The 13,000-nt window shown below is 66.8% G+C and carries 11 protein-coding genes; 2 read left to right on the top strand and 9 right to left on the bottom strand.

Annotation, left to right across the window (positions count from 1 at the left end):
* Window positions 1–90 precede the first annotated feature (90 nt).
* Window positions 91–2,646, bottom strand: a complete 2,556-nt coding sequence (gene dnaB, locus ACN8HC_RS03235) for a replicative DNA helicase (protein ID WP_490073688.1) — start codon at window positions 2,644–2,646, stop codon at window positions 91–93.
* 593 nt (window positions 2,647–3,239) lie between these two features.
* Window positions 3,240–3,998 (bottom strand): hypothetical protein, encoded by a 759-nt coding sequence (locus ACN8HC_RS03230; RefSeq protein ID WP_490073422.1) that lies wholly within the window; start codon window positions 3,996–3,998, stop codon window positions 3,240–3,242.
* A gap of 178 nt (window positions 3,999–4,176) precedes the next feature.
* On the opposite strand from ACN8HC_RS03230, the gene ACN8HC_RS03225 reads away from it, so the two are divergent.
* A complete protein-coding gene (locus tag ACN8HC_RS03225) occupies window positions 4,177–4,509 on the top strand; it encodes a hypothetical protein (protein ID WP_490073421.1) in 333 nt (110 codons plus the stop codon).
* Window positions 4,510–5,257: 748 nt separating this feature from the next.
* Here ACN8HC_RS03225 and ACN8HC_RS03220 read toward each other — a convergent pair.
* Window positions 5,258–6,397, bottom strand: a complete 1,140-nt coding sequence (locus tag ACN8HC_RS03220; RefSeq protein ID WP_490073420.1) for a C40 family peptidase — start codon at window positions 6,395–6,397, stop codon at window positions 5,258–5,260.
* 632 nt (window positions 6,398–7,029) lie between these two features.
* Complete coding sequence (locus tag ACN8HC_RS03215) at window positions 7,030–7,803, bottom strand: C40 family peptidase (RefSeq protein ID WP_490073419.1); 774 nt, start codon at window positions 7,801–7,803, stop codon at window positions 7,030–7,032.
* Window positions 7,804–8,227: 424 nt separating this feature from the next.
* Here ACN8HC_RS03215 and ACN8HC_RS03210 point away from each other — a divergent pair, with 424 nt between their 5' ends.
* Window positions 8,228–9,589: an MATE family efflux transporter gene (locus ACN8HC_RS03210; protein ID WP_490073418.1), complete on the top strand. Its 1,362-nt coding sequence runs from the start codon at window positions 8,228–8,230 to the stop codon at window positions 9,587–9,589.
* 138 nt (window positions 9,590–9,727) lie between these two features.
* Here the strand turns inward: ACN8HC_RS03210 and rplI are convergent, their stop codons facing one another.
* The 5 genes from rplI to ACN8HC_RS03185 form a co-directional block, all read right to left on the bottom strand.
* Window positions 9,728–10,177 (bottom strand): 50S ribosomal protein L9, encoded by a 450-nt coding sequence (gene rplI, locus ACN8HC_RS03205; protein ID WP_490073417.1) that lies wholly within the window; start codon window positions 10,175–10,177, stop codon window positions 9,728–9,730.
* Between the two features lie 29 nt (window positions 10,178–10,206).
* Complete coding sequence (gene rpsR / locus ACN8HC_RS03200) at window positions 10,207–10,443, bottom strand: 30S ribosomal protein S18 (protein WP_490073416.1); 237 nt, start codon at window positions 10,441–10,443, stop codon at window positions 10,207–10,209.
* Window positions 10,444–10,527: 84 nt separating this feature from the next.
* A complete protein-coding gene (locus tag ACN8HC_RS03195) occupies window positions 10,528–11,109 on the bottom strand; it encodes a single-stranded DNA-binding protein (RefSeq protein ID WP_490073415.1) in 582 nt (193 codons plus the stop codon).
* Window positions 11,110–11,140: 31 nt separating this feature from the next.
* Window positions 11,141–11,428 (bottom strand): 30S ribosomal protein S6, encoded by a 288-nt coding sequence (rpsF, locus tag ACN8HC_RS03190; protein ID WP_490073414.1) that lies wholly within the window; start codon window positions 11,426–11,428, stop codon window positions 11,141–11,143.
* Window positions 11,429–11,612: 184 nt separating this feature from the next.
* Window positions 11,613–12,974, bottom strand: a complete 1,362-nt coding sequence (locus ACN8HC_RS03185) for a glycosyltransferase 87 family protein (RefSeq protein WP_490073413.1) — start codon at window positions 12,972–12,974, stop codon at window positions 11,613–11,615.
* Window positions 12,975–13,000: the final 26 nt, after the last annotated feature.

Below are 13,000 nucleotides of genomic sequence, written 5' to 3'. Positions count from 1 at the left end.
ATATAACACTTGGATTCATATCAATAACAGTTAGTAATGATTAACTACAGCGACCAGTTGGTCAATCTTGGCTGCATCTCGACAGACGACTCAGAAGTTCTGCGCCATGTTCGTGAAACGCGAGTAGTGCCCCTGGAAGGCAACGGTGATCGTGTCGGTCGGGCCGTTGCGGTGCTTGGCCACGATCAGATCGGCCTCACCTGCTCGCTCGGACTCCTTGTCGTAGGAATCCTCGCGATGGAGCAAGATCACCATGTCCGCATCTTGCTCGATCGAGCCCGATTCGCGAAGATCGGACATCTGCGGCCGCTTGTCTGTGCGCTGCTCGGGACCACGGTTGAGCTGCGATATCGCGATGACCGGCACATTGAGCTCCTTGGCTAGGAGCTTCAGCGCACGGGAGAATTCCGACACTTCTTGCTGGCGCGACTCGACGCGCTTTCCGGACGTCATCAGCTGCAAGTAGTCAATGACCACGAGCTTCAGATCGTTGCGCTCCTTGAGCCGCCGGCACTTCGAGCGGATCTCCATGAGCGACATGTTCGGCGAATCGTCAATGAACAAAGGGGCATCCGCGACCTTGCCCATGGTCGTCGCGAGGCGCGTCCAGTCCTCGTCGCGCATCGTGCCTTTGCGCATGTGCTGGAGCTGGATACCGCCCTCGGCAGACAATAGACGCATGGAGATCTCGGTCTTGCTCATTTCGAGCGAGAAGATCGCTGACGTCAGGCCGGCCTTGATCGAGCACGCACGAGCGATGTCCAGACCCAGCGTCGAGTTGTGCGTGGGGATCATCGCCTCGCTGGCGAGGTAGAGGTGATCTGGATGGTCGATCTCCACGCATCGCACGGGCACCGACGCGATGGGCCGAACATCGACGATGAAGACAGAGTTTCGTCGCTGAAAGGTGCGGGCGCGCCGCTCCTTGTGCAGCAGCTTTTTGCGATCTAACCGGAAGACGTCCTCGTCGGTGGAGAACGTGAACGTGAACGCCGTCGACGTCTGTGCCGAACGGCCGCGCACCCTCTTCTCCGAAATCCCGAACCGCAGCCCCAGTGTGTGAAGCAACTCCGCCACACCGTCACGCAACCGGCGATCGGTCGTCGTGAACTGCACGCAGCCCGACGCCGTCACGGTGCCGTCGGTGTCCAACAGGCCGGCCAGGAGGTCCCACCGCTGCGAGGCACTCGCGCGGAGGTATGCCGCCGGCAGGTGCTTGTTTCCAAGAACGCCAAGCTTCCGCAGTCGAGCGTGGAGAGTGCCGTGATCGTCCCGGCATACCTGGCACAGCCGCAAACCACTCGATGGACTGCCGCAGTCCGGGCAGGTGGGCAAGACCCGCCGACCGATGCCCTTCGCCTTGCCGCCACAGCTTCGGCCGCAGGTGCGCACGTCGCTGGTGTGCGGCACGAACACCGCGCCGCACACTACGCATTCCCGAGTCTCGATCTCCGGAACGGGCAGTCGCATGGAGTAGCGCATCGGCGCTGAGGTCTTGACGAGGTGCAGGCCCTGAGCCTCGAGCAGGGTGACCATTTGATCATCGGCGGTCGTGATGGCAGCCGCCGCCGTCGTGCCGTCCCCGAGCCAGGCACCCAGGACGTAGGGCGGCACGAGCAGCTCCGCGTCCGACAGCTCGAGCGGCTTTGCGAGTCGCACGCTGTGATTCAACCGAGCATCCGCAGTCCTGGTTCGAACGCTTCCGGCGATCTCAATCGTGGTGCGAACCTGCGGAAGAGTGCGCTGGTTGACTGTCCGATTGCGGTGGTCCCGTGCGGCCTGCTCGGACTTGCGGCTGGCCCTCGTGTCCGTGAGCCACTGGTGCTGCTCGTCCGCGACGATCACTGTGCCGTCGGAGAACTCGACCTCGTAGCACGGACGTTCGGTCATCACCTCGGTCGCTGCGACGACCTTCGTCGGCGTGCCGTCGGCCGCGATCAGCTGATCGCCAACCTGGACTTCACCCATGGTGGTCCAGCCAGTCGGCGTGGGAAGCGGCGTGTCGAGTGCGAGGGCTTTGCCGACTGCGGGACGTGCGGCGAGCACGATCATCTGCCCCGGGTGCAATCCGTTGGTGAGCGCGTCGAGATCGGTGAAACCAGTGGGCACACCGGTCATCTGACCCCCGGTGCTCGAAGCGGCGTCGATCTCGTCGGCGGTCTCGGCGATGATCTCGCCGAGCCGCACGTAGTCCTCGGCCTCCTTGCCGGCGGTGACGCCGAAGACCTCGGCCTGGGCGGCGTTGATGACGTCGACGACGTCGCCGCCGCCGTCGGCATACCCCATCTGCACGATGCGGGTGCCGGCCGCGACCAGGCGGCGCAGCACCGCGCGCTCGGCGACGATCTCGGCGTAGTAGCCGGCGTTGGCGGCGGTCGGGACGCCTTGGATGAGCTCGTGCAGGTAGGCCTGGCCACCGATGCGGCTCAGCTCGCCGCGCTTGGTCAGCTCGTCGGCGACGGTGATGGCGTCGGCCGGCTCGCCGCGGCCGTAGAGGTCGATGATCGCTTCGTAGATCGCCTCGTGCGCCGGCCGGTAGAAGTCGCGCCCGTCGACGCATTCGGCCGCGTCAGCGATCGCGTCCTTGGACAGCAGCATGCTGCCCAGCACCGACTGCTCGGCCGGAACATCCTGCGGCGGCACCATGCCGCCCCCCTGCGCCCCCTCATGCGTGTAGTCAGGGGGCAGTTCAGCAATCGCCACGCAGGCACTCCTCGAAGCTGTTTTCGAACATGCGTCGATTGCACCACCGACCTCCGACAACACTGACAGGGTGCTTGCGACACGCGAAAACGCCACGCTAGAACCCCTCACCGCTTCCCGGCAAACCCCCCGTCCACCGGCCCTGTGGAGCACTTGCGGACAAGTTGTGGATATCGCCGGTATGCCGGTGCACGTCCTGTGGGAAACGTTGTGGATATCCTCACACTTGACGGGACTGCAGGACTGTGACCTGCGGAAACGTCATCCATCGGCTGTGCACAAGAATTGGTTTTCGCAATCTTGCCGGCTGGGAGTTACCCACAGGACGCAGCTGCATCGGGCCGGTACAGCGGTCACAAAACAGCTCATTTGAGCGGATCGATGGATCGGTCAGTTAGGCGGGCGCGCGAATGGTCCACTTTGACCCTTGAGCGATGCTGCGATGGCGCTCGAGTGCTGACAGAGAGGACGATCGGATGCTTCGACGGAGCCCCGGGGACAGCCGGATCGCGCAGCGGCCATCCTCGCTGAGCCGCCTACCGGATGAGGTGATCGGTCGCCTCGAGGATCTGGAGTTGTTGCACCGGGCCGGTCACGGTGGCTGTTCCTGGCAGATCGGTGAAGTCGCCACCGTCCACCGCGAACTGCCCGCCATAGACCGTCGTGATCGAGGTCGCGACCGTTCCGCGCTTGAGGTAGGTGTGCTTCACGTCGCCGTCTGGGTACGTGCCGCCACGCGATGTCGTCGGGCCGAAGCTGCTGCCGTCGCCGAAGTGGAACGTGTTGGACTTCAACACCGGCTTGATCTGCACCTTGTGGCCGAGCAGCGTCACCGTGCGTACTTCGTCAGGCCCATAACCCGGACCTGAGAAGTCGGCAGCGAAGTACGTCGGCAGGTTCACGAGGGTCTTGTTGCCGACCGGCTCCACGGAAACCCGGGGTTTCACGAACGGGGTCTGCGCGAAGGCTGCGGTAATCATCGCCACCGTCAGCTGTGGCCGCTGCTTGGCGTTCGGGACGAGATTCGGCCAACACGTCTCGCCGACTTTGGTCCATGGCTTCTCTTGCCCCTTAGGCATCGCCAGACGCTGGAAGACGGACACCAGTGGACCAACCGCATTCTTCACGTCCACACAGGTCTTATATGCCTTCTCGCAGCCGACCTCGTTTTCAGTTTCAGCGTCATTGGACGGACAAGCAAGCGGTGTTCGGTATTCATAAGACACGACCTTGACGACGGTCTTTCCCTTCTCCGTGACGGTTGTTCTCCCCTGCCTCGGCAGCTGTCTCGTCATCTCCTCAGAAAGTCCCACGTATGCATCGCTTCCCTGAAATCCGCATGCAAAGCATGGAGCGCCTGATCCTTCCGCAGCATTAGCCTTTGCTGGGAATGGTATGAGGAGCATCAAGGAGGCAACCACTAGACCGGTCAAGCGAAGGTGCCAGTCGCCGAGCCTAGCTCGCCGGTCATTCATGACCGAGGTCCCTGATCCGCCAACCCTTTTGATCAATCCAAGTCAACAACACGACAGCTTTGACGTGAGGCGTTGGAGTAACGCTGACCACTTTCCCGGTCGCGTCGAGGAGGCGCGCGCGATTCTGCTTCATGTCGACGAAGACATTGGTCCAATCAGTATCGACGCTCAACACCCGAGTCGTCTTGAATGCCACCTGATCCCGATCGAAGTGCTGGTGTTTGGCAGCCATGTCCTTCAAGGCGGCGGTATTGGTAGCACAGGCCTGGCAACTGGGCAGCTCCAGGTCCTCGGTTGTTCCCAATTGTGGATTCCGGAAGAGTTTATTTGATCTGTCTAGATAGTAATTTGTGAACGCCTTTGCGCCAGCTTTGGTGTGCTGACGAGCGGGCCCAGGCACACCAGGTGCGCCAGCAGCTGTCCCGCTCGAAGTGGGGCTGGGCGACGTCGAGCTCCTGGTCGGCCTCACTGAAGTCGTCGAGGAGGCGCTGTGCGTCGCCGTGGTGGACTGGGACGTCGCGGCTTTGTCGCCGGAGCCGCTACTGCAGCCGGCAGTCGCGAACACGGCGACCAGCGGCGCGGTTAGACCCATGAGTCGTCTCGTTCGCATCGGTGTGTCCCTCCCTGAGCGAAACCTGAATGCCCCGTGATTATCCGCGAGCAGCGCCCTCCACTGGAAGGCCGCTCCTTAAAGTTTCGGTCAAGAGCCGCGGGCGGCTCGTCATACGACATCTCGGCATCATGCGCTTTCGAGACGATTCGGCGCAGAAGTTATCCACAGTGATTCTGAATGGGTGGTGGCGCTGGTTTCGATACGGCCTCCTCGGCTGCGCTCCCCGGGCCTACTGGACGGCCCTGACGCCGGCGCTGCCCCAACTACGCGGCCACCACCGGAGACTTCGACACCGCTGGGCCTCCCCGTCGCGCGATTGACGCCCGAACCGGCCGCTGACGATGCAGCTGCGGCGTCAACGGCGGGTTCAGCCGTCAGCGGCGGACACAACCGTCAGCGGGGAACACGACCGCGGCCACGGGCACCTCGAGAGGTGACCGTGGCCGCGTGGACCGGAGTCCGGGGGTCAGCGCAACGTGCCGTAGTTGGTCGGCGTCATCCAGATCGTCTGCAACTTGACCACGTCGCCGGGGACCGGCGCGGCGATCATCATGCCGGGGCTGACGTAGATGCCGACGTGATACGCCGGGTAGCCGAAGAACACCAGGTCACCCGGCTGCGGGTTCGTGGTCTTCTTCATGAACGCCTGCTGCTGGCTGGCCGTCCGCGGGATGTAGAGCCCGGCCTGCTTGTAGACGTATGACGTCAGGCCCGAACAGTCGAAGCCCTGCGACGGCGACGAACCACCCCAGACATACGGGATGCCGAGGTACTTCTTCGCGATCGAGACGACCGCGTCGACGCCCTGGTTGGTCGACGGAGGCGGCGGCGGTGTCGGCGTCGGGGGTGTCGGCGTCGGATTCGTGCCACCGGTGCCGCACGGGAAGCCCCCCAGCGCGGTCCAGGTGGCCGGGCCGATGATGCCGTCCACCGACAGCCCCTTGCTGGCCTGGAACGACTTCACCTTCGACAGCGTGGCGGCCCCGAAGACCCCGTCGGCAACCAGCCCGCCCAGCCGCTGCTGGGCGACCTTGACGTTGCTGCCGGTCGAGCCGTAGCGCAACACCTGGACGCTGCACGACGGCGGCGGCGTAGGTGCCGGTGGCGGCGTGGGCGGCGTCGGCGTCGGCGTCGGATTGGTTGCCGGCGGCGGCGTGGTGTTGCCCGGGAAGCCACCGAGGGCGTTCCAGGTCATCGGTCCGATCACGCCGTCGGCCACCAGCCCTTTGCTGCGCTGGAACGCCTTTACCTTGGCCAGCGTCAGCGAGCCGAAGACGCCGTCCGCCTGCAGCCCCCCGAGCCGCTGCTGAGCCGTCTTCACCAGGCTGCCGGTCGAGCCGTAGCGCAGGTAGACGATGGTCACCGTGGCCGCCGTCGTCCGCCCGCTGCCCGTGGCCGCCGTGGTGTGTCCCGTGCTGCTGCTGGTCGCGCCGCCGCTGGGATCAGCAAACGACGGTGCGGCCTGCACCAGGCTGGCGGCGGTGGCCGGGACGCTGAGCAGCGTTCCGGTCACCACCAGGCCCTTGCGGGACGTGATCGCCGGGGCGACCTTGGCGGATAAGCCAGGCCGTGGTTTGCGATGTTTGGGAGTAGTAATCGTGGTCATGTGACCCTCTCGGTCCTCGTCCGGTCCGTCAACGCGCGCAAGGGGATGACGCGCGTGCCGTGTCATCCCCCGATGTCGCCTACTCCTTCCCCGAAGAAGGCGCTGCACGAAGAAGCACTATGCCGGGGTCCCCGAAGCTGTGAAAGGCGCGAAATATGAGGGCAAATGGGCCGTCGTGACAGGTGTTGCTGCTGTGACTGATGGGATTTGGTGGGTTCTCGAGGCGTCAAAGTGGCGGTGCATTGCAATTTCAACGATCTATGACGAAAAACCGGCCCTTTAGCAGCCTCGACCGCGAAATTGTTCGAACGACACGCCGAAGTGAAATCTTTCTACACACATCTCACAATGTGAGACAGACGAGGTGGTATGGCGGCAGCCAGTGCCATCGCAGCGGGACGCGAAAGGCGGCCGGACCCCGATCAACGGGAGTCCGGCCGCCTCATGTCATGGCGCCCGTCATACCACCAGAGCCGCAACCTCCGGTGGGCAAAGGTATCGGTGCCCCGGCGCAGCGGCATCGTGCCGCAGGCGGCCTCGATCGCCGCCGCACATCGTGACCGACGATGAAGTTGTCCTCGGCACATACCCGTGCGGATCGCGGTCAGGACGGAAGGCTCGAAGCGGCCGCCTCAGATGCGGCCGAAGTAGTGGCTCCCCCAGAGGTTCTGCACACCGACGACGGTGCCCGGGCGCCGGGCGGCGATGATCTTGCCCCCGCCGATGTAGATCGCCACGTGGTAGGCCGGGTAGCCCCAGAACACCAGATCGCCCGGACGCGGCGAGGAGACGCGCGTGGCACGGGCCGCTTGGCCCGACGCGGTGCGCGGGATGCTGACGCCGGCGCGCCGGAAGACGTATGACGTGAAGCCCGAGCAGTCGAAGCCGGCGGGCGAGGCACCGCCATACCGGTAGGGCGTCCCGCGCAGGCTCATCGCGATGCTGACGACCGACGAGTGCGATGTCGGCGCCGGAGCCGGGGTCGACCCCGGGTAACCGCCGAGCGCCGCCCAGGTGTGCGGTCCGACGATGCCGTCCGCAGCCAGGTGGTGGCGGCGCTGGAACGCGCGCACCTTCGCTCGGGTGCGCGCACCGAAGACACCGTCGACGGTCAGACCGCCGAGCTTGCGCTGCACGACCTTCACCGCGTAACCGCGGGATCCGTAGCGCACCGTGGGGCCGATCCGCACCGAGGCGGCGAGGTAGCTGACGGCCGACACGTGGCTCACGGCCGCGGTCTGCGAGGCGGTCTGTGCCAAACCAGTGGCGGGCGCAGCTGAGGCGCTCTCCATGCCCGCGAGGGGGACGACGACGGCACCGGCGGCGGCGATCGCCGCACCGCGCCGCCCGATCTTGCTGAGAACTTTCGACTCACGCTGCAGGTGGCGCGGGGAGTACGAACGCATGAATCAGGGACCCTTCAGATGGACTGCATTGACAAGCAACGGGTGCGGGCGTCGTCGCCCCGGGATCGTTCACCCCACCCACGCTGTGCAGCCGACTCCCCGAATCGCCGGTGGCACGGTCAACGACTATGACGCACCCGCGCGGCATACCAAAGTCGTTCCCGGATATCTGTGGACAACCGTTCATGGCGTCGGATGCAGCCGCGGCGTTCGGCGGCATGCGGCGGCCGTGATCATTCCGTGATTTTCCGCGGAATGCTGGGAGCTGACGGCTTTCGCGGCCAACGCTCGCGACCGCTCGGAAGCACTTTTCGCGTTGTCTGCGATATGAGATATCCACAGTTCGTATGCCGAGACGCTGGCGGGCGACGACACCGGGAGACCGCGCGCCTGCGACGTCGGTCCCGCACCATAGGCTGCTCGGGTGCCCGTCACTCCCGCGGCGCCCGACGCGGCAGCCAGCACGTCGATCCACCGGCAGATCCTCGCCCTCGCCGTCCCGGCCTTCCTCGCCCTCGTCGCCGAGCCCCTCTTCCTGCTCGGGGACTCCGCGATCGTCGGGCACCTGGGCACCGACCAGCTCGCCGGCCTCGGTGTCGCCAGCGCCGCGCTGCTCACCGCCGCCAACATCTACGTCTTCCTCGCCTACGGCACCACCGCCCTCGTCGCGCGGCGGCTCGGTGCCGGGCAGGAGTCGGCGGCCGTCGGTGCGGGCGTGGACGGCATCTGGTTGTCGGTGGTGCTGGGGGCGGCGACGACGGTCGTGGTCGCGGTCTTCGCCGGACCGATCTGCAACCTCTTCGGTGCATCTCCGGCGGTCGCCGACGAGGCGACGATCTACCTGCGGACCAGCGCGTTCGGCATCCCGGGGATGCTCGCGGTGCTCGCCGCCACCGGCGTGCTGCGCGGCTTCCAGGACACCCGGACACCGCTGATCGGGGCGACCACGGGGTTCGGCGTCAACCTGCTGTTCAACGTCCTGCTGGTGTATGGCGTGGGCATGGGCATCGCCGGCTCCGCACTCGGCACCGTCCTCGCCCAGACCGGGCTCGCCGCCGGACTGCTGCTCGTGGTGCTGCGACGCGCCCACCGGCTGGGCACCAGCCTGCGGCCGCATCCGGGGCGTGTGCTGGCCGCGGCGCGCTTCGGTGTGCCGCTGCTGGTGCGGACCCTGGCGCTGCGCGGCGCCATACTGGCCAGCACCTGGGTCGCGACCGAGCTCGGCGACGTCCCGCTGGCCGCGCACCAGGTCGCGATGACGGTCTTCGGCTTCCTCGCGTTCGCCCTCGACGCGCTCGCGATCGCGGCGCAAGCGATCACCGGCCACACCCTCGGCGCCCGGGACGTCGACGGCACCCGGGCCGCGACCCGGCTGATGCTCTGGTGGGGGTGGTGGATGGGCATCGTGCTGGGCGTACTTGTCGCGGCCACCCACACGGTGCTGCCGATCGTCTTCACCGCCGACGGCGACGTGCGGCACACGCTCGGCGTCGCCCTGCTCATCGTCGCGGTCGGCCAGCCGATCGCAGGCGTCGTCTTCGTGCTGGACGGCGTGCTCATCGGTGCCGGGGACGGCACGGCGCTGGCCTGGCTCCAGGTCGTGGTGCTGGCGGCATACCTGCCGTTGATCTGGCTGGTGCACGTGCACGCCACCGCACTGCGCGCAGCCGGCCCGGCACACGCGCTGATGATGCTGTGGTGGGCGTTCACCGGCTTCATGGTGCTGCGGCTCGTCGCGCTCGGGCTACGCGCCCGGTCGGACCGGTGGCTGGTGACCGGCGTCTGACGCGCACCAAGAACGTCTCGGCTATGCCGAGCGCGCGCCATACCGCGCGATGGGCATAGCCGCGAACGTGAGCCAACCGGAAACCATGCCGAAGAGCCGGCCACCCCGACAGGGGTGACCGGCTCTCGGCTCGGGACGTCACTTCGCGGCGACGACCGCCAGCTTCACCGTGGCCTCGACCTCGGGGTGCAGCTTGACGCGCACCTCGTGGCTGCCGACGGAACGGATCGGCTGCGCGACCTGGACGGTGCGACGGTCGATCTCGCCGGCACCGGCAGCCTTGACCGCGTCGGCGATCTCGGCGGTGGTGACGGCACCGAAGAGGCGGCCAGACTGGCCGGCACGCGCCGCCAGGGTCACGACCGACGACTCGAGGTTGCCCTTGAGCGACTGCGCCTGCTCCAGCGACTTCACCGCACGGGTGGCCCGTGCCTTGGTGATCGCGTCGACCTGCTTCTGGCCGCCCTTGGTCCACGGCGTGGCCAGTTTGCGCGGCAGCAGGTAGTTGCGGGCGTAGCCGTCCTTCACGTCGACGACGTCACCCGGAGCGCCGAGACCGGCGACCTCGTGGGTCAGAATGATCTTCATATCTGTCTTCCTTCAGCGATTCGGCGGTCTCAGCGTGCCGACGAGGAGTAGGGCAGCAGGGCCATCTCGCGGGCGTTCTTGACCGCCGTGGCGATGAGCCGCTGCTCCTGGACGGAGACGCCGGTGACCCGACGGGCGCGGATCTTGCCACGGTCGCTGATGAACTTGCGCAGCAGCGCGACGTCCTTGTAGTCGATCTGCTCGACCTTGGCCAGCTTCAGCGGGTTGGCCTTCTTCTTGGGCTTGCGAATGACGGGCTTAGCCATCGTGGTGCTCTCCTTCGTTTCCGAGAGCCCGAGCCTTCACTCGGGATGGGGTTGAACTGTGTTTTAGAAAGGGGGCTCGTCGTTTTAGAAAGGGGGCTCGTCGTATGACGGGCCGGTGCTCCAGCCGCCCTGGCCGCCGCCGGACTGCGGAGCCTGCTGGCCCCCGCCCTGCTGGCCGCCCTGACCGCCGGTCGCCCACGGGTCGGACTGCTGTCCGCCACCGAAGCCACCGCCCTGCTGACCACCGAAACCGCCCTGCTGGCCACCGCCGCCGAAACCGCCCTGGCCGCCGCCCCGCTGGGTCTTGTTGACCTTCGCGGTGGCATAGCGCAGGGACGGGCCGACCTCGTCGACCTCCAGCTCCATGGTGGTGCGCTTCTGACCGGTTTCCTTGTCGTCCCACGAGCGGGACTTCAGCCGGCCCGACACGATCACGCGCGATCCACGGACCAGCGACTCGGCGACGTTCTCCGCCGCCTCCCGCCAGACCGAGCAGCGCATGAACAGCGTTTCGCCGTCCTTCCACTCATTGGTCTGCCGGTCCATGTAACGCGGCGTGGACGCAACGGTGAAGTTGGCCACGGCCGCCCCTGACGGGGTGAACCGCAGCTCCGGGTCCTGGGTCAGGTTGCCGATGACTGTGATCTGCGTGTCGCCTGCGGCCATGCGTGAGCTCCCTCGGGTGTCGTTGCGAGTCTCAGGCGTCCACGCGCAGCAGCTTGGTGCGCATGATCTGCTCGTTGAGCGACAGCTGACGGTCGAGCTCCTTGGCGGTAGCCGACTCGGCGGTCATCGTCACAACGGCGTAGATGCCCTCGGACTTCTTCTTGATGTCGTAGGCAAGACGACGACGGCCCCAGATGTCGGTGCTGTCGATCTTGCCGCCTTCGGCGGTCACGACCTTGAGCAACTTGTCCAGCGTGGGCTGGACGGTGCGCTCGTCGAGCTCGGGGTCGATGATGATCATCAATTCGTACTGACGCATGCGTTAACCCACCTCCTTCGGTCTCAAGCGGTCACGGTCTCTCCGTGACAGGAGGGTTGCAGCGTGGCCCCGCATCCCCGGGTCGTCACCGCTTCCGGTGTTTCCCGGGAGTATGCCGCCCTCGACCGACAGGGTCGATGGCAATGGGCCAGGCGCGAGTTTATCCGCTGGCGGGTCGCCGGCGTTAATCGGCCGCGGATGCCGGTCGATCCGTGGCAGCGGCGGCGTCGACCCGCGCCCAGCCGTCCGCCACCGGCGCGCTGTACGGTTCGGCCGGGTCGCGCGGCAGGTCCTGCGCCGACTCCCACGAGGCCCACGCGATGCCGACATACGCAATCGCGCGGATCAGCACGAAGAAGCTGTATGCCGCGCCCGGCATACCTTTGGCCGGGTTGGTCGGACTGGCGATGTACATCCAGGCCATCACGAAGTAGACGATCTCGGCGCCCGCCCACATCAGGTGCTCGCGCCAGCGCAGCGCGGACAGCGCCATCAGCGGCAGCACCCACAGGCAGGTCTGCACCGGCATCGACTTGCCGGTGAGCAGCACGATCACCAGCATCGTCAGGGCGAGCGGCGCGAGCTGGGTGCGTTCGGCGGGCCGGCCGGTGAGGTAGAGCCCGAGCAGGAACGCGATCGCCCAGCCGAGCACCGCGATGATCGACGCCGACGTGGCCGGCAGCGCGTGGTGCGCCACGGTGAGCAGGTAGGACAGCGAGCCGTAGCCCGGATCCTGCTGCCACCACGCGCGATAGGGATCGAGCGAGTCACCGCCCCACAGGTAGGCGAGGGCGATGCAGACCGCGATCGCCGCCGCGGCACCGCCGAGCAATCGACCCAGCGCGTCCCGTGCGCCGTCCCGCAGCGCGATCAGCACGATCGCCCCGAGGACGACCAGCGGATAGGTGCGCGCCATCACCGCTGCGCCGAGGAGGATGCCCGCGGCGAGCGGTTGCTTGCGCGCCCACAGCGCCATACCGACCGCCGCGAGCGCCACACCGAGCACGTCGAAGGACACCAGCGCAGCCGTGATGAGCACCGGGCTGAGCGCGACGTGCGCCGCGAGCCACGGGGTCGTGGGCATCATCGACGCCGTCGCGACCGTGGCGAGAGCGACCAGCAGCACGATGACCGCCGCCCCGATCGCGAAGTAGATCTGCTGGGCTGCGAGGCCGCTACCGGTCGGCGTGAGCTGCTTGACGATCCAGGTCAGGATCGCGGTCAGCACCGGCTGGGTGTGCCCGGGACCGCCGATCGCCCACGGAGTGCCGCCGTGCGAGCCGCCGGAGGCGACCGGCAGATCGGAATAACACGCCCGCCACAGCGCTCCGGGCGATCCCCAGCCGTCCTCGACGCAGTGGCCCTTCTGCAGTACGCCGAGCGCGACGAGCACCGACGCGAGCGCGGAGAGCATCGCCGCGACGAACATCCAGCCGCGGCGGCCGACGGCGGCGAAGCGGCCGACCGGGCCGCCGATGATGCCGGTCGCGAGCGCCGCCGGCTCCTCGCCGCGGCTGGGCGCGGTCAGGCGAGTGGGCGAAGACACGATCGCGAGCCTAACCCGCGATCCCG

It is taken from the genome of Flexivirga sp. YIM B11880 (genome assembly GCF_058148645.1).
The sequence above is the reverse complement of the archived record's forward strand: the minus strand, read 5'-3'. Positions and strand labels throughout refer to the sequence as shown.

Coding starts and splice junctions, on each gene's coding strand:
- ACN8HC_RS03220 (WP_490073420.1), bottom strand. CDS start 6,397: ATGACCACGATTACTACTCCCAAACATCGCAAACCACGGCCTGGCTTA.
- rpsF (WP_490073414.1), bottom strand. CDS start 11,428: ATGCGTCAGTACGAATTGATGATCATCATCGACCCCGAGCTCGACGAG.
- rpsR (WP_490073416.1), bottom strand. CDS start 10,443: ATGGCTAAGCCCGTCATTCGCAAGCCCAAGAAGAAGGCCAACCCGCTG.
- ACN8HC_RS03195 (WP_490073415.1), bottom strand. CDS start 11,109: ATGGCCGCAGGCGACACGCAGATCACAGTCATCGGCAACCTGACCCAG.
- ACN8HC_RS03225 (WP_490073421.1), top strand. CDS start 4,177: ATGACCGAGGTCCCTGATCCGCCAACCCTTTTGATCAATCCAAGTCAA.
- ACN8HC_RS03215 (WP_490073419.1), bottom strand. CDS start 7,803: ATGCGTTCGTACTCCCCGCGCCACCTGCAGCGTGAGTCGAAAGTTCTC.
- dnaB (WP_490073688.1), bottom strand. CDS start 2,646: ATGGTGCCGCCGCAGGATGTTCCGGCCGAGCAGTCGGTGCTGGGCAGC.
- rplI (WP_490073417.1), bottom strand. CDS start 10,177: ATGAAGATCATTCTGACCCACGAGGTCGCCGGTCTCGGCGCTCCGGGT.
- ACN8HC_RS03230 (WP_490073422.1), bottom strand. CDS start 3,998: ATGACGAGACAGCTGCCGAGGCAGGGGAGAACAACCGTCACGGAGAAG.